This is a genomic window from Bradyrhizobium sp. STM 3557, from assembly GCF_045571465.1.
Classification (GTDB): Bacteria; Pseudomonadota; Alphaproteobacteria; order Rhizobiales; family Xanthobacteraceae; genus Bradyrhizobium.
In genome coordinates this window covers 4,694,807-4,714,252 of record NZ_CP120697.1, presented here as the reverse complement: position 1 = coordinate 4,714,252, position 19,446 = coordinate 4,694,807, and the positions used below count along the sequence as shown (strand labels likewise).

Sequence of the window (19,446 nt, the reverse complement as noted above, 5' to 3'; positions counted from 1 at the left end):
CCGCGCCGCTCCGGCATAATCACGATCATGGACATTCCATCCCGTCTTGAGATCATCAACTGGCTCATCGGCCAGAGCCTGACCGGCCTGCCGGAAACCGACATCCTGCGTGGCTTCTGCGAGCGCTGCCGTGCGGCCGGCGTGGAACTGTCGCGCGGCCTCGCTTTCATCGACACGCTGCATCCGATCTTCGAGGGCCGCGGCTTCCGCTGGAGCGACCGGCCGAGCAACGAGAGCGATACGTTCGAATATGGCTCGACCAACGAAGGCGAGGCCGCGCAGAACTGGCGACGCTCGACCTTCCATCACATGCTCGAAAAAGGCCATGACGAGTTCTCGATCGACCTGACCGATTGCGCCCATCTCGACTTCTCGATGATCCATGAGCTCGCAGAGAAGGGCCACAAGCATTTCCTCGCCTTCGTGCACCGCTTCGGCGAGGCCGGCACGCTCGGCCAGATGGACTGCTTCTATTCCTATTGGACGACCCGCCGCGACGGCGGCTTCACCGAGACGCAGATGGCCGCGCTCCGCGATCTGGTGCCGCCGCTTGCGCTCGCGATCAAGTCGGCGCAGCAGGTCGACATCGTGCGGACGCTCGGGCGGGTCTATCTCGGCCGCGATGCCTCGGAGAAAGTGCTGAGCGGCCGGATCTCGCGCGGCGTCACCGAATGGATCAATGCGGTGCTGTGGTTCTCCGACCTGCGCGGCTCGACCGCGATCTCGGAGAGCATCTCACCCGACGAGATCATCCCGTTCCTCAACGATTATGCGGAAGCCTCGATCGAGGCGATCCACGACGCCGGTGGCGACGTGCTGAAGCTGATCGGCGATGGCGTGCTGGCGATGTTTACCGGCACCGACATGGCGCAGGCGCGGCGTGCCGCGCTGCGGGCCGAGCATCGTTTTCGGCTCAACATGAGCGCGCTGAATGTGCGCCGCGCGCATGAGGGCAGGCCGGTGACCTCGGCCTATGTCGGCCTGCATGTCGGCGAGGTGTTCTATGGCAACATCGGCAGCGACGAACGGCTCGATTTCACCGTGGTCGGGCCGGCCGTCAACGAGGTCAGCCGGATCGCCTCGATGTGCCGCTCGATCGACCGCGATCTGCTGGCCTCGGCCGAGTTCTGCGACGGGCTCGATGCCGAGGCCCGCCGCTACCTCGTATCAACCGGCCGTTATGCGCTGCGCGGCATCGGCCGCGCCCAGGATCTCTACACGCTCGATCCTGACATAGCCGCCAGCGACGCGGTCGCCGGCGGCTATGAGAACTATCTGGCGAACTGAGGCCGTCCGCTGCACGCGCCGATCATGTCCGGCTGGCGGTCGAGCGCCACCGCCGGCGAGAGCCAGATCACCAGCGCCTGAACTGCGAAGATCCCGGCTGCAAGATACAGGCACATGTCCGCGCCATAAGCGCCGCCAACTACCGCCCCGAGCAGCGAGCCAAGCGGACGCGCGCCATAGCTCAAGATGTTGATCGCGGAGACCCGCCCGAGCAACCCGGACGGCGTCACCGACTGCCGCAGCGTGGTGGTCGAGATCACCCACAGGATCGGGCCGGCGCCGAGCAGGAAGAAGCTGAGGCCCGCCAGCCATGGCGACGGCACGAGTGTGGTCAGCGCCATCACCAGCGCAGCGGCAAAGCCGGCGACGGGTCCGAGCCCGATCACCCTGCCAAAGGCGAGGTGACGCATCACCCGCGTTGCGAGCAGGGCGCCTACGACCATGCCGACGCCATACATCGACAGTGTGACGCCAACCTCCGTGGCCGACAGCGCCAGCCGATGCACCGCATAGGGCACGAACACGGCGAGCAGCAGGAACGAGGCGGTGTTGAAGATGAACTGGGTGATGAACACCGGACGCAGCAGCGGATGATGCAGCACGAACACCGCGCCTTCCTTGATGTCCTGCAACGGATGTCTCTGCGGCACCGCCGGCCGCGCCGGCTCGTCGATGCCGGCCAGGAAGACGACAGCAACGGCTGACAGCACCGCAGCGCAGCCGAAGGCGGGGCCGCCGCCGATCCAGCCGACCAGCAGGCCGCCGAGCGCAGGCCCCGAGGCGAAGGCCACGGTGCGCGCCAGCTCGATTCGGGCATTGGCCGCCGGCAGCAGTTCCTTCGCCACCAGCGACGGAACCAGCGCCGGCGCCGCAACGCTGAAGACCACGGTTCCGCAGACCGCGACGAAACCCAGCATCGCGAGCCCGGAGAGCGTGATCTCGCCGAACCAGATCGCCGCGAGAATGGCAAGCAGAGCCAGCGCGCGCAGCGCTTCGGCCACGGCCATCAGCACGCGCCGCGAGATGCGATCAGTCAAAAGGCCGGCCGGAATGGCGAACAGCACGAACGGCGCCGTCAGCGCGGTCTGCAGCAGACCTGTCTCGCCCTCGCCGACGCCAAGAAAGAGCACGGCCACGATGGGCGCCGCGGCAAGAGCGATCTGCTCGGCGGATTGGGCCGCGAGGTTGGACCAGGCGAGGCGATTGAAGGTCGCCGGAAGGGCAGGCGTGTCGGAGCGGGGCATGGCGGATTCCTTGGACGGTGATGGCCGGCATTCTCCGCAACGCCGGGGCATCACCCACCCGTTTTCCGATCTGCTTGCTGCCGGCAGCCTCGTGTCGCCTGCAGCAAACGCCCCGTGCCGGGGACCGGCCGTTGCCTACGCCGCCGCGCTCTGGACCTCCGTCAATCCCCAATGAGCCGGCAAGTTGCGGAACGCCAAGTGTGATCCGGGGCTGAGCGCTGCGGTCTTGAAGCCGTAACGTGCCCAGGCGGCGGCCAATGCTTCCTTGGTGAAGATCGAGATGTGACCGTTGCGTGGTCCAATGTACCACCACGACATGCCCTGGGCGTGGAAGTCATCAGGCTGGGTCAGAGTCGAGTAGAACACGGCGCCCGGATCGGCCACGCATTCGGCGATCTTGCCGATCGTGGCGAGCGGATCCGGCACATGCTCGAGCGTTTCGAAGCAGGTCACGAGGTCGAACTTGCCGTCCGGGCGGGCGGCATGCTCCGGCACCATGGGGTCGTACGTCACGGCTTGCTGGAAACCGCTGGCGCGCAAGCTTGCGCAGAAAACGTCGTTGCCGCCGCCGAAATCGAGCACGCGCATGCCGGCCTTGTGAGGCGCCCAGAAGCGTGCCACCGCGCCTGCATTCGCGGTTGGCCGCGTGACCTGGTAGTCCGGATCCACCGCGACATAGCCATCATTATAGATGTGCGCCTTGAACTGATCGACGCTCCAGTCATCGAATGCATCGGTAAACAGGAAGCCACAGGCCGCGCAGCGCCGGTAGTAGATCGGCACGCCGGAGAGGGGGGCCCTGTGCGCATGATGGGTTTGGCAGGGCCGGTTCATGTCGACCACGCCGTACAGGTTCGAAGGACCGTCACAGATCTTGCAAGACACGGCGGTGGTCGAAACTGGCCTGAGGCCCAATTGGGTTGAGAACACGTCTGCTCCAAAAAGCCGTGCTGCGGTCGATCAGCATCGAGCGTTCGCACCACGCGAACCGTGGCGGCGCGATCGAATCAACTGGTGCGCCGCGACTCGATGAAACAGCGGTATCATGTAACTTATAGTTAATAGCGTGCATTTGAGGTTCTTCTCAGCTGCAGTTGCAAATCAGTTGCATTTAAGTGAGGCTTCGTTCAAGATCGCGCGATGGATGCACAATCGTCAGATTTTGCCCGCGCATGGCGCAGCGAGCGTGGTAACCCGTCGCTCGGCGAGATGTTCGGCACGGTACGGACCGCCGGGCGTGGCTCGTTCTGGCGCAAGCTGCTGGCGTTTCTCGGCCCCGGCTATCTCGTGGCGGTCGGCTATATGGACCCCGGCAACTGGGCGACCTCGCTCGCCGGCGGGTCCAAATTCGGCTACGCGCTGCTGTCGGTGGCGCTGCTGTCCAACCTGATGGCGATCGTGCTGCAGTCGCTCTGCACCCGGCTCGGTGTCGCCACCGGGCGCGATCTCGCCCAAGCCTGCCGCGACTCGACGCCGCGCTGGGTCTCGGTGCCGCTATGGCTATCGGCGGAAGTCGCCATTACAGCCACCGATCTCGCCGAAGTGATCGGCACCGCGATCGGCCTCAATCTGCTGCTCAACATCCCCTTGGCGATCGGTGTCTGCATCACCGCGCTCGACACCTTCCTGATCCTGGCGCTGCAGGCGTTCGGCTTTCGCTGGATCGAGGCTTTCGTGGTGGCGCTGCTCGGCGTGATCGCGGCCTGCTTCGCGGCCCAGATCGCGCTGGCCGATCCGGATTGGGGCGCGGTGGTCAGGGGCTTCGTGCCGAGCGGCCAGCTCATCACCAATCCCGAGATGCTGTATCTCGCGCTCGGCATTCTCGGCGCGACCGTGATGCCGCATAATCTCTATCTGCATTCCGGCCTGGTGCAGACCCGCGGCTATGGTACCTCGGTGCAGGACAAGCGCGAGGCGATCACGCTATCGACGATCGATTCCACGATCGCGCTGTGCCTTGCGCTGATCATCAACGCCTCGATCCTGATCCTGGCTGCCGCCACCTTCCACAAGGCGGGCCGCGTCGATGTGGCCGAGCTTGACCAGGCGCATTCATTCCTATCGCCGCTATTGGGCTCGGCCATCGCGCCGACCCTGTTCGCGATCGCGCTGCTCTGCTGTGGTCTCAACTCGACCATTACGGCGACCCTCTCGGGCCAGATCGTGATGGAGGGATTCCTGAATTGGCGGATCGCACCCTGGCAGCGCCGGCTGATCACACGCACGATCGCGATCCTGCCGGCGGTGATCGTCACCGTCTGGGCCGGTGAGAAGGCGACCGGACATCTCCTGATTTTGAGCCAGGTGGTGCTCAGCCTGCAATTGCCGTTCGCCGTGGTGCCGCTGGTGCTGCTCACCGCGAGCCGCGCCAAGATGGGCATATTCGTCGCGCCACGCTGGCTGACGGCAACCGCGACGGTGATCGCGGTCGCGATCATCGGGCTGAATGGGAAACTGGTTTTTGACTACGTGGTGGGATGAAGAGGGCGAGTAGCGAATAGGGAGTAGCGAATGGCGGACGTCATGTCCCGGTCCCTATTCGCTATTCCCTATTCGCCATTCGCTTCTCTCAATCCTGCGGCTCGGACGCCATGTTGCCGGCGGCGTCGACACGGAGCCAGCCGGCAGCCGCCAGCCGCTGCTGCGGCAGATAGCGGCTTTTGTAGTCCATTTTCTTGGAGCCCTCGATCCAATAACCGAGATAGACGTAAGGCAGGCCCTGACGCCGGGCGCGCGCGATGTGGTCCAGGATCATGAAGGTGCCGAGTGAGCGGGTGGTCTCGGACGGGTCGAAGAACGAATAGACCATCGACAGCCCGTCGCTGAGCACGTCGGTCAGGGCAACCGCGATCAGTTCGCCACCACGACCGGATATGGCATTGCGCCGACGGTACTCGATGATTCGGGTTTCGACATGGCTGTCCTCGACCATCATGGCGTAGTCGAGCACGGTCATGTCGGCCATGCCGCCATGACGGTGACGCTGGTCGAGATAGGAGCGGAAGATCGAATATTGTTCGGAGGTCGGTACTGCACTGCGCTGCTCGCCGACGATGTCGGCATTGCGCGCCAGCACCTTGCGGAAATTGCGGGACGGGCGGAACTCGTTGGCGATGACGCGCACCGAAACGCAGGCCCGGCACTGGTCACACGCCGGCCGGTAGGCGATAGACTGGCTGCGGCGGAATCCGCCATGGGTGAGCAGGTCGTTGAGATCGGTGGCCTTGTCCCCGACGAGATGCGTGAAAACCTTGCGTTCCTGGCGCCCGGGCAGATACGGACAGGGCGACGGCGCGGTCAAATAGAACTGCGGGGTGTCACGCGAGTGCTGGGTCAAGGACGGTCGTCAGCCTCCAAGGCAATCACCGATAGAATTGCGCGTCCGAAGGCTGGCGGTCAATCAGTTTGATCTCAATCAGTTTGATCATTTTCAGTACGGCCGCGCTGACTCGGCGAGCTGTGATCGGACCGACGTGTTGATGACAACGGTTCCTAACAGGAAGTCATGCAGCAGCCGGCGCCGGCTGTTGAACAGACCGATCAGCAGCACGAGCGGCGACAGCACCGAGATCGAGATCCAGAAGCAGACCGCGTGCACCGCGCCGAGCACGAAATAGCCGGGAGCGCCGTACCAGGTGCGCAGCTCGAGATCCATCACCCGCATGCCGATCGTGGCGGAATGTGGTCCGCCGATTGTCGAGCCGTAATAGACGAGCGCCCAGATCACCGAGGCCGGGGAGACCAGCCAGAACAGCGCCCAGCCCAGCCCAAGGGTCACCAGTCCGAAGATGGCGATGAAGATCACGGCGAGTATGATCGGGACGGCGAGCACGAACAGATCGATCAGGAAGGCGATCATCCGCCGCGTCGCAACACCGCGAAACAAGTCCGGCTGCGTATAGGGATCGAATGCGTGTGGATACAGGTGTGATCCGCCGCCGCTCGACCAGCCACCGCCAACATTACCAGAACCCGTATCGGTCATGGATCGCTCCTCCACATCTGGCCATGCAGACATGGGAACCAGCAGGCGGCCCGCAAGGGCCTGTGGCGAAGCGGTCGCTGATATTCCGGCGATTCCGCGGCCGGTGCGGCATGTGATCGATCGCGCGGCGAAAGGCGCGCGATCCTGGCCTCAGCCCTGCTGCCGCAGCTTCTCGGCTGCCTGGGGCGCAAAATAGGTCAGCACGCCATCGGCGCCCGCGCGCTTGAAGGCGACGAGACTCTCCATCATCGCACGCTCACCGTCGATCCAGCCGTTATTGGCCGCGCCCGCGATCATCGCGTATTCGCCCGACACCTGATAGGCGAAGGTCGGCATCGCGAAGGTGTCCTTCACGCGCCTGACAACGTCGAGATAGGGCATGCCGGGCTTGACCATCACCATGTCGGCGCCCTCGGCGATGTCGAGCTCGACCTCGCGCAGCGCCTCGTCGGTGTTGGCGCTGTCCATCTGATAGGTGCGCTTGTCGCCGGTCAGGGTCTTGGCCGAGCCGATGGCATCGCGGAACGGGCCATAGAAGGCCGAGGCATATTTGGCTGCGTAGGCCATGATCTGCACGTCGAGGAAACCGGCCCCGTCGAGCGCCTGCCGGATCGCGCCGATCCGGCCGTCCATCATGTCGGAGGGCGCGATGATGTCGCAGCCGGCCTCGGCCTGCACCAGCGCCTGACGCACCAGCACTGCGACGGTCTCGTCGTTGAGAATGCGGCCGTCCTGGAGCAGGCCATCATGGCCGTGGCTGGTGAACGGATCGAGCGCGACGTCGCAGAGCACGCCGATCTCAGGAAATTCCTTCTTGAGCGCGCGCACCGCCTGGCAGACCAGATTATCAGGGTTGCAGGCTTCCGACCCCGTCTCGTCGCGCAGCGACGGCTCGGTGTAGGGGAACAGCGCGATGCAGGGGATGTTCAGCTTCGCCGCGCGTTCGGCGTCGCGCACGATCTCATCGACGCTGAGCCGCTCCACGCCCGGCATCGAAGCGATGGGGGTGCGGGTCTTCCTGCCCTCGACCACGAACAGCGGCCAGATCAGGTCGTCGGTCGTCAGCACGTTCTCGCGCACCAGACGCCGGGCCCACTCGGCTTTGCGGTTGCGGCGCAGACGGATCGTCAGATCGAGGGCAGGGGCCGCGGCGGTGGCCGGTTGGCGCGAGGTCTCGCGCAGTTCGATCGGACGCCCGAATTTGATCGCCATGGGAGCTCGGTTCCTTGAGAAGGCTATCGGAGGCTGGCTGCTTTGAACTGATGTAATTCGAATGCTTCTAGCACCCAGGGCCGCTTTCGTCACTTGACCTTGCTCAACCCAGCCATTGATTTCGGCTCGGATTTTGGCTTGGCTCGCGGCCAAGAATCGCCATGCTGTTCGTGACTTAAAGACGTTTATGAAGATGCATTACGAGGCCATGCGGGCTGACCATGCCTGAGATACCCACCTCGCGGGACGGCGCCATCTCGGTGGCGGCGCTGTCGGCGGAACGGACCGAAAGCGACGACAACGTCTGGACCCGGCGACTCGTGCTGTTCCTGCGCGTTATGGCCATGCTGTCGATCATGAAAGGCCTCTATCACTGGGCGCAGGTGACGGGCTTCATCGGCGGCGAAGACGACGCCTTCGAGAGCCAGACCATGGCCTGGCAGGCGGCCACCGTCTATTTCGCGGTCATCGAACTGGTCGCCGCCGTCGGGTTGTGGCTCGCCACGCCCTGGGGCGCCGTGGTGTGGTTGACCACCGTGGTCTCGATGGCGGTCATCGAGCTGATGTTTCCTGCCATCTATGGCGGCAGCCTGGTCGTGGTCGGGATCGAGGCCGTAATGCTGGCTGCCTATCTGGTGCTGGCCTGGATGGCGGCGCGCGAACGCCCGCCATAGCGGCGAATTTCGACGCGATTTGCGCCGATCGGGACGCCCCGCGCACAGATATTTCCGTCTATCAATATTTCACGCTGCTTACGGGTAATGTTTCGAACACCTTAAAGCCCGCCGCCACAGCTGTTACGCGCTTCTTAGCGGTATTCGCATCACCTGTGTTGGAATGCGACAGGCGGTGAGACGAAGCGTGAACATCGGGGTGCTCACCGTCAATGGAAAGTTGCAAAAGTCCCTGTAATCACAGGCTTAAAGGACGATTCACTTTCATCGATTCATTCTCTCTTTATGCTCTTATTTAAGCGGATCTTCAAATCGGCCCCCTTAAGCTCGGTTTATCAGGCGGGACAAAAGTTTCGTCGAAAAAGTCGATAAAACCGACGACAGGGGAAGTGTCATGATGAAAGCCGTTGCAACGGCCGTCGAGACTGTTGAGCGCGCGCCTGGTCAGGGCGGCGCTGTGCAGTCGTTGTATCTGGAAGCCTTGACGCTGGTCGAGCGGCTGCATCGCCGCCTGCTGGACGTCATCAAGGATGAGTTCGATCGCCGTGGTCGCTCGGACATCAACTCGGTGCAGGCGCTGCTGCTCTATAATATCGGCGACAAGGAACTGACCGCCGGCGAACTGCGCACCCGCGGCTACTATCTCGGCTCCAACGTGTCCTACAATCTGAAGAAACTGGTCGAGCTCGGCTTCCTCGATCATCAGCGCTCGCGCGTCGATCGCCGTTCGGTGCGCATCCGCCTGACCCCGCAGGGCCAGGAGATCCGCCGTATCGTCGACGCGCTGTATCAGAAGCACGTCAAGACCGTGGAGCAGGTCGGCGGCATCTCCAACGAGGAGTTCGCGACGCTGAACAAGTCGCTGCATCGTCTCGAGCGCTTCTGGACCGACCAGATCCTGTATCGGCTCTGATCGCCGCATCATCGAGACAGGCGGAGCCGGCGCCAAAGACCGGCACGCCTTCGCTTGGCGAAAACTGACATTGTCCGCGCTGGCTCACTCAGGGCCGGCGCTTTGTTTTTGTCGTCGGGGAAAGCGTGCCGCCGTCGCGGGCGCTGCGGGTCTTCAACCAAGAGGGCGCGTGCTGCAATCACCCAAGGGGTACAACCGCAAGGCGAGCAATATCTCGCTCCGAAGCGTGAATGCTTGCTGACGTGCATAGGTTCGAAGACAAAAGAAAACCCCGCGGGGCTGGTAGCGGGGTTTTCTGCAGCCGGCAGCGGGATTCAGGGCCGGAGCCGCCAACTGTTTTCCGTCACATATGATTCAATTTCAACAAAAGCAACAGCGTTGCCCTGAGGAATATGTTCTCACGGCAACGCTGTTCTGATTACTGGGCCCTGAAATCCCCAGCAAAGGTATGTCTGCCGGCTGCTCTCAAGGTTCAAAAGAAATTCAGCTCGCATAAAGAATTCTCGCCGACCTGAATCAATGACTGTCTGTCTGCCCAGCGCGTAAGAAAGTCCGAAGTCGCGGACGGTTCCAAATCATCGCATCGGCCCGGCATGTTTTCGGTCGCCGGTGCTGTGATGCTACGCCCCGCGTTCGGTTTGGCATCCGCAAAACATCGGGGCGAAACGGAACCCGTTCCCTGTCGAGGGCTTATCTCTCCGATACCGGAGGACAGACGATGCTGGTCGAACGGGGAATGCAGGTGCCGAGCGTGGAGGTGGTGAGCGATGCCTATGCCATCGCCGCCAATTACCTCCGCCGGTCCGGCGCGATTCCGGACACGGTCCATCCCAACGACGAGCTCGTCGACATCGTCGTTCAGCTGTTTCAGCGAGGCGAGTTCAACAAGCTCAAGCTCGCCAACAAGGCGATCTCGGTCTTCGAGGCAGAGCACGCCGCGTGATCAAAAAAGGGGAAGAGATGGAAGCTGCGATCGATCGCATCATGCACACTTATGATCTGCTCGCGAACCGCACCGCTGCGGCGAGCGAGGAGGCCCGTCAAAAGGTCTCGACCTATATCCAGACCTTGTTCGAGGCTGGCGAGCGTGATCCGCATCGGCTCACCGTGTGCGGTCTGACCTATCTGCGCCAGCTCGAGGGCCGCATCGATCCGGTGAAGGCGGGCTATACGGGTCTCTGATCACGGGCGCAGATTTCCATTTCAGCGAAGAGCCGGGCGAAGCCCGGCTTTTTTGCGTTGATACCGCCGCTGCTAGCCCTCTGGTAATTGCCGCCGTCCACCATATCTGGCCCAAATATCCGGTTTGACCCGCAAGTGCTTGGCCTGACACCGGCGCTGTGGTAATGGCGAGGGTCTTTCCGACCGCCTCTAGGAAACCGACCGCATCCCTTAAGGGCTTGCGGCCGTGGAGATATTTCACCCATGACCACCTCCAGCGCCACATCCGATTCCTTTTTCAACGCCACGCTCGCCGATGCCGATCCGGAAGTCGCCGCCGCCATCAAGGGTGAGCTCGGCCGGCAGCGCCACGAGATCGAGCTGATCGCCTCGGAGAACATCGTCAGCCGCGCTGTGCTGGAGGCGCAGGGCTCGGTGATGACCAACAAATACGCCGAGGGCTATCCGGGCGCGCGCTACTATGGCGGCTGCGAATGGGTCGACGTTGCCGAGAACCTCGCGATCGATCGCGCCAAAAAGCTGTTCGGCGCCAATTTCGCCAATGTGCAGCCAAACTCCGGCAGCCAGATGAACCAGGCGGTATTCCTGGCGCTCTTGCAGCCGGGCGACACTTTCATGGGCCTCGACCTCGCGGCCGGCGGTCACTTGACCCATGGCTCGCCGGTCAACATGTCCGGCAAGTGGTTCAAGGCCTCGCACTACACGGTGCGACGCGAAGACCAGATCATCGACATGGACGCGGTGGCCAGGCAGGCGGAGGAGGTGAAGCCGAAGCTGATCATCGCCGGCGGCAGCGCCTATTCGCGCGCCTGGGACTTCAAGCGCTTCCGCGAGATCGCCGACAGCGTCGGCGCCTATTTCCTGGTCGACATGGCGCATTTCGCGGGGCTCGTTGCCGGCGGAGCGCACGCCTCGCCGGTGCCCTACGCCCATGTCACCACCACCACGACGCACAAATCGCTGCGTGGCCCGCGCGGTGGCCTGATCCTCTGGAACGACGAACAGCTGACCAAGAAGCTGAACTCCGCAATCTTCCCGGGCCTGCAGGGCGGCCCGCTAATGCATGTGATCGCGGCCAAGGCGGTGGCCTTTGCCGAGGCGCTGCGTCCGGAGTTCAAGGTTTACGCCAGGAACGTGGTCGAGAACGCCAAGGCGCTCGCGGAGGCGCTGCGCGGCCACGGCTTCGATATTGTTTCCGGCGGCACCGACAACCATCTGATGCTGGTTGACCTCAGGCCGAAGGGCCTGAAGGGCAACGTGTCCGAGAAGGCGTTGGTCCGCGCGGGCCTGACCTGCAACAAGAACGGCATTCCGTTCGATCCCGAGAAGCCGTTCGTTACGTCGGGCCTGCGGCTCGGCACACCGGCCACCACCACCCGCGGCTTCGGCACAGCCGAGTTCAAGGAAGTGGCTGCCATGATCTCCGAGGTGCTGAACGCGATCGCGCAATCGTCCGACGGCAGCGCGCCGCTGGTCGAGGCCGCTGTCAAGGAGAAGGTGAAGGCGCTGACCAGCCGCTTCCCGATCTATCAGTAAGGCGTCGTCAAGATGCGTTGCCCGAGCTGCAACAGCCTCGATACGCAGGTCAAGGATTCCCGTCCCACCGAGGATTCTGCCGTCATCCGGCGGCGGCGGGTTTGCGTCTCCTGCAATTTCCGCTTCACCACCTTCGAGCGCGTGCAGCTTCGGGAGCTCACTGTCATCAAGCGCAACGGCCGCCGGGTGCCGTTCGATCGCGACAAGCTGATGCGCTCGGTGCAGATCTCGCTCCGCAAGCGCCCGGTCGATCCGGAGCGGGTCGAGAAGATGGTCTCCGCGATCGTGCGCGAGCTCGAAAGCGCGGGCGAATCGGAAGTCTCGTCGGAGGTGATCGGCGAGATCGTGATGGAGCATCTGCGCCAGCTCGATGACGTCGCCTATGTCCGCTTCGCCTCGGTCTATCGCAATTTCCGCGAGGCCAAGGATTTCGAGGCCGTGCTTGGCGAGCTCAGCGCGGAAGACGACACGCCGCCGCGGCTGGCGCCGGTCCGCAAATGATCTTCCGCATCCTGGAAGATCAGATCGGCGAGAAGCTGCGCGCCCAGAAAGAGACCGATCGCCGCTTCATGCAGCTTGCGCTCGCGCTCGGCCGCCGCGGCCTGGGCCGGACCTGGCCCAATCCGGCGGTTGGCGCTGTCGTGGTGAAGAATGGCGTGATCGTCGGCCGCGGCTGGACGCAAGCAGGGGGCCGGCCGCACGCCGAGCCCGAGGCGCTAAGGCGGGCAGGCGAGGCGGCGCGCGGCGCCACGCTTTATGTGAGCTTGGAGCCGTGCTCGCATATCGGCCGATCGCCGCCCTGCGCCGACGCGGTCATCGCCGCCGGCATTGCCCGCGTCGTCACCGCGATCGAAGATCCCAATCCGCTGGTGGCGGGACAGGGTCATGCGAAGTTGCGCGCGGCCGGAATCGCGGTCGATGTCGGGCTCTGCGCCGGCGAAGCCACGCAGGACCATGCCGGGCATTTCCGCCGCGTTCGCGATCACCGTCCGCATGTCATCCTCAAGCTCGCAGTCTCCTTGGACGGCAAGATCGCCGCAGCCGGCTACAAGCCGGTCGCGATATCAGGTGAAGCCGCGCGCACGCGCGTGCATCTCTTGCGCGCGCAGTGCGACGCCATCCTGGTCGGCATCGGCACCGTGCAGGCGGACGATCCGCTCCTGACCTGCCGGCTCCCCGGCATGGAGAAGCGCTCGCCGGTGCGCGTCGTATTGGACACTGCGCTGCGCATCTCCGGGGCGAGCAAGCTGGTGCATTCGGCCCGGACCACGCCGCTGTGGGTCATGACCTCGGAGACCGCGGAGGCAGCCGCCGCTGCGCGGCTTGGCGCCGCTGGCGCGCAGGTCGTCCGCCTGCCGCCGCGCCAGGCGCCAGGGCTTGATCTCGCCGCGGTGTTGCATGCGCTGTCCGAGCGCAACATCACCCGATTGATGGTGGAGGGCGGCAGCCGCGTCGCCTCGGCGTTCGTCGCGGCTGACCTCGCCGACGAGATCTGGCTGTTCCGCGGTCCCAATGCGATCGGCGAGGGCGGTATCGCTGCGCTGGATGCATTGCCGCTCGACGCAATCACACGGTCGCCGGCCTATCGCGTTCGTGCTAGCGACACGTTCGACCAGGACACTCTCACGATCTACGAGCGCGCGTAAAATGTTCACCGGCATTGTCACCGATATCGGCGAGATCGTAAGCCTGACGCCAACCGCGCAGGGCCAACTGCACCGCCTGCGCATCGCCTGTCATTACGATCGCGCAGGCATCGCGGATGGCGCCTCGATCGCCAATAACGGCGTCTGCCTGACCGTGGTGCAGTCGGGCGTCACCGACGGCAAGACCTGGTTCGAGATCGATGCCGCTGCCGAAACGCTGGCCCTCACCACGGCCAAGCATTGGTCTGTTGGCACCAGGCTCAATCTGGAGCGGGCGCTGAAGATCGGCGACGAGCTCGGCGGCCATGTCGTCGCCGGCCATGTCGACGGCATCGCCACCATCGAAAGCCGCGAGGACCTGCCGGACATGGCGCGCTTCGTGCTGAAGACGACGCGCGAGCTCGCACGCTTCATCGCACCGAAGGGCTCGGTCACGCTGGACGGCGTATCGCTCACGGTCAACACCGTCGACGACGTCACATTTTCGGTGCTGATCATCCCGCATACACTGGCGGTGACGACATTGTCATCCTGGCAGGCCGGCAGCGAGGTGAACCTCGAGGTCGATCTGATGGCGCGCTACGCCGCGCGCCTGACGGAGATGAAATAGCGACGTCGAGCTTTATCCTTGGCATTGCAGGCGCATGCGCCTACAAGGCCGACCCAATTGTATCCAGGACAGTTCCGATGGCAGACGCACGGCGCGCGCCGCTGAAAGATCAGACCGACATTTCCGGCGCAAAAGCGCTGATCGTCGAGGCGCGGTTCTATGACGACATCCAGGACGCGATGCTCGAGGGTGCGGTGGCGGAATTGAAGGCGGCAGGCGTGTCGCACGACGTCATCACCGTCCCCGGTGCGCTGGAGATCCCGGCGGCGATCGCGATCGCGCTGGATGCTGCCGAGAAAAACGGCAAGCCCTATGATGCGGCAATCGCGCTCGGCTGCGTGATCCGCGGCGACACCATCCATTTCGAGATCGTGTCGAACGAGTCCTCGCGCGCGCTGATGGACCTCGCGGTTCAAAGGCGCTTCCCGCTCGGCAACGGCATCCTCACCGTCAATAGCGAGGACCAGGCATGGGCGCGAGCGCGCGCCTCCGAGCTCAACAAGGGCGGCGACGCCGCGCGCGCGGCGCTTGCGATGCTGCGCATGAAGCGCCGCCTGGCGCAGGGCTGACGATATGGCCGAGAGCAAAAGCAAACCGGGCGCCAAAGGCTCCGACCGCAAGGCCAACCGCCGCGGCGCCGCGCGGCTCGCCGCCGTGCAGGCGCTTTACCAGATGGACATGGCCGGCACCGGCATCAACGACATCTTCGCCGAGTATGAAAGCCACTGGATCGGCAGCGAGGTCGAGGGCGAGCAATATCTGCCGGCCGAGGCCGCATTCTTCCGCGACATCGTCTCGGGCGTGGTGCGCGACCAGATCCGCCTCGACCCCGTCATCGATGAGGCGCTGGAGCGCGGCTGGCCGCTGAAGCGGATCGATGCCATCCTGCGCGCGGTGCTGCGCGCCGGCGCCTATGAGCTCGAGCATCGCAAGGACGTGCCGGCCCGCGTCGTGGTGTCGGAATATGTCGACGTCGCCCACGCCTTCGTCGAGCGCGAGGAGACCGGCATGGTCAACGCCGTGCTCGACCAGATCGCGCGGAAGTATCGCGGCGATGAATTCGAACAGAGGTAGTTTCCGTCATTGCGAGGAGCCGAGGGCGACGAAGCAATCCAGACTGTTTCTGTTGGACGATTCCTGGATTGCTTCGCTCGCTATGACGGCGTTCCCGGAGGAGTTGGGTCACGCATGTCCGACAGAAGCGACGCCCCCTCCGGCGAAGACTCCCTGATCGCGCAATACTTCAAGCCGCTGGCCACCGATCCCGGCGCTTTCGAACTGCGCGACGATGCGGCGATCATCAAGGCCGAGGGTCACGACCTCGTCGTCAACACCGACGCCCTCGTCGAAGGCGTGCATTATCTTCCCGGCGATCCGCCCGACACGATCGCGCGCAAGGCGCTGCGGGTGAACCTGTCCGATCTCGCGGCCAAGGGCGCGGAGCCGGCGGGCTTCGTGCTGACGCTGGCGCTGCGCGAGAAGAACGACGCCTGGCTCTCGGCCTTCGCGCAGGGGCTCGGAGAGGATGCCAGAGCGTTCGGCTGCCCACTGCTCGGCGGCGATACCGTCTCGACGCCAGGGCCGGTGATGATCTCGATCACGGCCTGGGGCAGGGTGCCTGTGGGGCGCATGGTGCATCGCTTCGGCGCCCGGCCCGGTGACCGCGTGATGGTGACCGGCACGATCGGCGACGCCTCGCTCGGGCTTGCCGTCCTGCAGGGCAGGCCCGCTGCGGCAGCGTTGGCCGCTGATCCCGCCGCGCGGGAGATGCTGATTGGCCGCTACCGTCTGCCGCAGCCGCGCAACACGCTGTCGGCCGTCGTGCGCGACTTCGCCAGCGCATCGATAGACGTCTCCGACGGGCTGGCTGGCGATCTCGCGAAGCTCTGTGCTGCATCAGGCGTGACCGCCGATATCGATGTGTCGAAGGTCCCGACCTCGCCGGCCGCAGCGATGCTGCTCGCTCGCGGGGCGGCCGACATCGAAGCGATGATCACTGCTGGCGACGATTTCGAGATCCTGTGCACGGTTCCGGACAGCCGCTGCCAGGCTCTCGCTGCTGAAGCGCGGCGCATCGGCGTCGCTGTGACCCAGATCGGGGCCATTGTGGCGGGCGAGGGGCTGCCGCGCTTCCGCGACGCGCAGGGACGCGCCGTCACGCTGCAACGGCTGTCCTTCAGTCACTTTTGAGAGGCATTCGCAACCGCACATTGCGGCCTGGAAGAGGCCGAATTTAAAGCGGTTCGGCCTTTCGCGGCGTTGCGCCATGAAGGCGATTTTGGCAAGCTTGCAGCGTATTGAGGAACTTCCCTTCAGCGGAAGGTCTCTTACGGGGGACGTGCGCCGCGATATCAGCGGCGACGCGCGGGCATAAATAAGCAGAAAGCCGAGGAAACTACATGTCAGCATTATGGGTGATCGTGCTCTGCGGAGCGCTTTCGGTCGTCTACGCGATCTGGGCCACACAATCGGTCCTGAACGCGGACGCCGGCACTGCGCGAATGCAGGAAATCGCAGCGGCGGTCCGTGAGGGCGCGCAGGCCTATCTGCGCCGCCAATATACGACGATCGGTATCGTCGGCGTCGTGATCTTCGTGCTCCTGGCGATTTTCCTCGGCATTCCCGTCGCGATCGGCTTTGCCATCGGCGCCATCCTGTCGGGCGCGGCCGGCTTTATCGGCATGAACGTCTCGGTGCGCGCCAATGTCCGCACCGCGCAAGCGGCGACCACCTCGCTCGCCGGCGGCCTCGAGCTCGCCTTCAAGTCCGGCGCCATCACCGGTCTTCTGGTCGCGGGTCTCGCACTGCTCGGCGTCACCATCTACTTCGCCATCCTGACGCAGTTCGCGAAATACGCACCCGACAGCCGCACCGTGGTCGATGCCATGGTCGCGCTCGGCTTCGGCGCCTCGCTGATCTCGATCTTCGCCCGTCTTGGCGGCGGCATCTTCACCAAGGGTGCCGACGTCGGCGGCGATCTCGTCGGCAAGGTCGAGGCCGGCATCCCCGAGGACGATCCGCGCAACCCCGCGACCATCGCGGACAATGTCGGCGACAATGTCGGCGACTGCGCCGGCATGGCCGCCGACCTGTTCGAGACCTACGCGGTGACCGCGGTCGCCACCATGGTGCTGGCGGCGATCTTCTTCGCCAAGACGCCGCATCTCGAGAACATGATGATCCTGCCGCTTGCCATCGGCGGCATCTGCATCATCACCTCGATCATCGGCACCTTCTTCGTCAAGCTCGGCGCCAGCCAATCGATCATGGGCGCGCTCTACAAGGGCCTGATTGCGACCGGCATCCTGTCGCTGGGCGGCGTGGCGCTTGCGATCTCCTGGCTGGTCGGCTTCGGCAAGCTCGACGGAGCCGACTACACCGGCGCGGCGCTGTTCGGCTGCGGCGTGGTTGGCCTTGCCGTTACCGGCCTGATCATCTGGATCACCGAGTACTACACCGGCACCGATTATCGGCCGGTGAAGTCGATCGCCCAGGCCTCCGTCACTGGCCACGGCACCAACGTGATCCAGGGCCTCGCGATCTCGATGGAGGCGACCGCGCTGCCTGCGCTCGTCATCATCGCCGGCATCCTGATCACCTACAGCCTGGCCGGCCTGTTCGGCATTGCGATCGCCACCACGACCATGCTGTCGCTGGCCGGCATGATCGTTGCGCTCGATGCTTTCGGCCCCGTGACCGACAATGCCGGCGGCATCGCCGAGATGGCGGGCCTGCCGAAGGAGGTCCGCAAGTCCACCGACGCGCTGGACGCGGTCGGCAACACCACCAAGGCCGTCACCAAGGGCTATGCGATCGGCTCTGCTGGTCTCGGCGCTCTCGTGTTGTTTGCTGCCTATAACCAGGATTTGCAGTTCTTCATCTCGGACTCTGCGAACCACGGCTACTTCGCCGGCATCAAGCCGGACTTCGCACTGACCAATCCTTACGTCGTGGTTGGCCTGTTGTTCGGCGGCCTGTTGCCCTATCTGTTCGGCGCCATGGGCATGACGGCGGTCGGCCGTGCAGCCGGCGCGATCGTGGAGGAGGTGCGGCGCCAGTTCCGCGAGAAGCCCGGCATCATGCAGGGCACCGACAAGCCTGACTACGGCAAGGCGGTCGACCTGCTCACCAAGGCGGCGATCAAGGAGATGATCATCCCCTCCCTGCTGCCCGTGCTGTCACCGATCGTCGTCTACTTCCTGATCTATGCGATCGCGGGCGGCGGGCCGGCTGGCAAGTCGGCAGCGTTCTCGGCTGTCGGCGCGATGCTGCTCGGTGTCATCGTCACTGGCCTGTTCGTGGCGATCTCGATGACCTCGGGCGGCGGCGCCTGGGACAACGCCAAGAAGTACATCGAGGACGGCCATTTCGGCGGCAAGGGCTCCGATGCCCATAAGTCCGCGGTGACCGGCGACACCGTCGGCGATCCCTACAAGGACACGGCGGGACCGGCGGTCAACCCGATGATCAAGATCACCAACATCGTGGCGCTCCTGCTGCTCGCGATCCTGGCGCACTGAGACTCGGTCCTTGGCTGAAACGACAAACCCCGCGGTGCGAGCCGCGGGGTTTTGTTTGTCTGTTTCGCTGTCATTCGGGGCGCGACGACGTCGCGAACCCGGAATCTCGCGCTATCACAATCCCGGATTCGAGGCCTGCGGCCTCGCTCCGGGATGACGGCTTCGCCGTCAGTTGAAGCTGAGCAGCTTGAACAGCGGCGTCAGGTAGCTGAGCTCCTGGCCCGATGTCGGGGTGGTGCGGCTGATGAAGTCGAAGATCTTGCCGTCCTTCAGGCCGTAATTGGCCAGCCGGCGCACCTGGCGGTTCTTATCGAAATAGATCGCGATCACGCGCTGGTCGACCACCTTCTGGTTCATGAACGCAACCGGGCGCTCGGCGCGCTGCGAGATGTAATAGAACACCTCGCCGTCCAGGGTGGCGACTGTGGAGGGCGTGCCCATCACGATCAGCACCTGGTCCTGGCTCGCCCCGATCGGGATCTGCTCGAGCGCGCCGGGGGGCATGATGTAGCCCTTCTGGAACTGCTCGCCGGTGCAGGCGCCGAGCAGCAGGCAGGTCAGCGCGACCGCGCCGGCGACGCGCAGGCGCGCGCCAAGGCCACGGGAAGCCGTAGGAGCAGAAATTCGCATTGTCTGG

At 64.4% G+C, this 19,446-nt stretch carries 20 protein-coding genes; 14 read left to right on the top strand and 6 right to left on the bottom strand.

Features of this window, described 5'->3' with window-relative positions:
* The first annotated feature begins 27 nt into the window (after positions 1-27).
* A complete protein-coding gene (locus P6U24_RS21560; RefSeq protein ID WP_407154513.1) occupies positions 28-1,287 on the top strand; it encodes an adenylate/guanylate cyclase domain-containing protein in 1,260 nt (419 codons plus the stop codon).
* Here the strand turns inward: P6U24_RS21560 and P6U24_RS21555 are convergent.
* Positions 1,272-2,531, bottom strand: coding sequence for an MFS transporter (locus P6U24_RS21555; protein WP_407154512.1), 1,260 nt, complete (start codon positions 2,529-2,531; stop codon positions 1,272-1,274). The genes P6U24_RS21560 and P6U24_RS21555 overlap by 16 nt on opposite strands.
* A gap of 135 nt (positions 2,532-2,666) precedes the next feature.
* Entirely contained in the window at positions 2,667-3,461 is a 795-nt protein-coding gene (locus tag P6U24_RS21550) for a class I SAM-dependent methyltransferase (RefSeq protein ID WP_407154511.1), read from the bottom strand.
* A gap of 210 nt (positions 3,462-3,671) precedes the next feature.
* Between P6U24_RS21550 and P6U24_RS21545 the strand changes: the two genes are divergently transcribed.
* Positions 3,672-5,012 (top strand): Nramp family divalent metal transporter, encoded by a 1,341-nt coding sequence (locus tag P6U24_RS21545; protein WP_407154510.1) that lies wholly within the window; start codon positions 3,672-3,674, stop codon positions 5,010-5,012.
* Positions 5,013-5,100: 88 nt separating this feature from the next.
* On the opposite strand, the gene P6U24_RS21540 is transcribed toward P6U24_RS21545, so the two are convergent.
* The 3 genes from P6U24_RS21540 to hemB form a co-directional block, all read right to left on the bottom strand.
* Positions 5,101-5,868, bottom strand: a complete 768-nt coding sequence (locus tag P6U24_RS21540) for an arginyltransferase (protein WP_407154509.1) — start codon at positions 5,866-5,868, stop codon at positions 5,101-5,103.
* 93 nt (positions 5,869-5,961) lie between these two features.
* On the bottom strand, positions 5,962-6,516 hold the full coding sequence (locus P6U24_RS21535) for an RDD family protein (RefSeq protein ID WP_407154508.1): 555 nt from the start codon (positions 6,514-6,516) through the stop codon (positions 5,962-5,964).
* 150 nt (positions 6,517-6,666) lie between these two features.
* Positions 6,667-7,728 (bottom strand): porphobilinogen synthase, encoded by a 1,062-nt coding sequence (gene hemB / locus P6U24_RS21530; protein WP_407154507.1) that lies wholly within the window; start codon positions 7,726-7,728, stop codon positions 6,667-6,669.
* Between the two features lie 221 nt (positions 7,729-7,949).
* On the opposite strand from hemB, the gene P6U24_RS21525 reads away from it, so the two are divergent.
* The 12 genes from P6U24_RS21525 to P6U24_RS21470 all read left to right on the top strand — a co-directional run bounded on the left by P6U24_RS21525 (position 7,950) and on the right by P6U24_RS21470 (position 18,809).
* Positions 7,950-8,402 (top strand): DUF6163 family protein, encoded by a 453-nt coding sequence (locus P6U24_RS21525; RefSeq protein WP_407154506.1) that lies wholly within the window; start codon positions 7,950-7,952, stop codon positions 8,400-8,402.
* Positions 8,403-8,796: 394 nt separating this feature from the next.
* Complete coding sequence (ldtR, locus tag P6U24_RS21520; RefSeq protein WP_407154505.1) at positions 8,797-9,315, top strand: transcriptional regulator LdtR; 519 nt, start codon at positions 8,797-8,799, stop codon at positions 9,313-9,315.
* Between the two features lie 718 nt (positions 9,316-10,033).
* Positions 10,034-10,258 carry a hypothetical protein gene (locus P6U24_RS21515; RefSeq protein ID WP_407154504.1) on the top strand — a complete coding sequence of 75 codons (225 nt, stop codon included), beginning with the start codon at positions 10,034-10,036 and terminating at the stop codon, positions 10,256-10,258.
* Between the two features lie 17 nt (positions 10,259-10,275).
* A complete protein-coding gene (locus tag P6U24_RS21510; protein WP_407160544.1) occupies positions 10,276-10,497 on the top strand; it encodes a hypothetical protein in 222 nt (73 codons plus the stop codon).
* A 243-nt stretch (positions 10,498-10,740) separates the two neighbouring features.
* Positions 10,741-12,033: a serine hydroxymethyltransferase gene (gene glyA / locus P6U24_RS21505; RefSeq protein WP_407154503.1), complete on the top strand. Its 1,293-nt coding sequence runs from the start codon at positions 10,741-10,743 to the stop codon at positions 12,031-12,033.
* A 12-nt stretch (positions 12,034-12,045) separates the two neighbouring features.
* Positions 12,046-12,534 (top strand): transcriptional regulator NrdR, encoded by a 489-nt coding sequence (nrdR, locus tag P6U24_RS21500; RefSeq protein ID WP_407154502.1) that lies wholly within the window; start codon positions 12,046-12,048, stop codon positions 12,532-12,534.
* A complete protein-coding gene (gene ribD / locus P6U24_RS21495) occupies positions 12,531-13,679 on the top strand; it encodes a bifunctional diaminohydroxyphosphoribosylaminopyrimidine deaminase/5-amino-6-(5-phosphoribosylamino)uracil reductase RibD (RefSeq protein ID WP_407154501.1) in 1,149 nt (382 codons plus the stop codon). The genes nrdR and ribD overlap by 4 nt, the downstream gene beginning before the upstream one ends.
* Position 13,680: 1 nt before the next feature.
* Entirely contained in the window at positions 13,681-14,289 is a 609-nt protein-coding gene (locus tag P6U24_RS21490) for a riboflavin synthase (protein WP_407154500.1), read from the top strand.
* A gap of 77 nt (positions 14,290-14,366) precedes the next feature.
* Positions 14,367-14,858, top strand: a complete 492-nt coding sequence (ribH, locus tag P6U24_RS21485; RefSeq protein WP_407154499.1) for a 6,7-dimethyl-8-ribityllumazine synthase — start codon at positions 14,367-14,369, stop codon at positions 14,856-14,858.
* A 4-nt stretch (positions 14,859-14,862) separates the two neighbouring features.
* On the top strand, positions 14,863-15,363 hold the full coding sequence (gene nusB / locus P6U24_RS21480; RefSeq protein WP_407154498.1) for a transcription antitermination factor NusB: 501 nt from the start codon (positions 14,863-14,865) through the stop codon (positions 15,361-15,363).
* Between the two features lie 114 nt (positions 15,364-15,477).
* Positions 15,478-16,479 carry a thiamine-phosphate kinase gene (gene thiL, locus P6U24_RS21475; RefSeq protein ID WP_407154497.1) on the top strand — a complete coding sequence of 334 codons (1,002 nt, stop codon included), beginning with the start codon at positions 15,478-15,480 and terminating at the stop codon, positions 16,477-16,479.
* A gap of 209 nt (positions 16,480-16,688) precedes the next feature.
* The gene (locus P6U24_RS21470; protein WP_407154496.1) at positions 16,689-18,809 is read left to right on the top strand and encodes a sodium-translocating pyrophosphatase; all 2,121 of its coding nucleotides are present in this window, start codon (positions 16,689-16,691) and stop codon (positions 18,807-18,809) included.
* A 168-nt stretch (positions 18,810-18,977) separates the two neighbouring features.
* Here P6U24_RS21470 and P6U24_RS21465 read toward each other — a convergent pair whose 3' ends face one another.
* Positions 18,978-19,439: an outer membrane protein assembly factor BamE gene (locus P6U24_RS21465; protein WP_407154495.1), complete on the bottom strand. Its 462-nt coding sequence runs from the start codon at positions 19,437-19,439 to the stop codon at positions 18,978-18,980.
* Between the last annotated feature and the right edge of the window lie 7 nt (positions 19,440-19,446).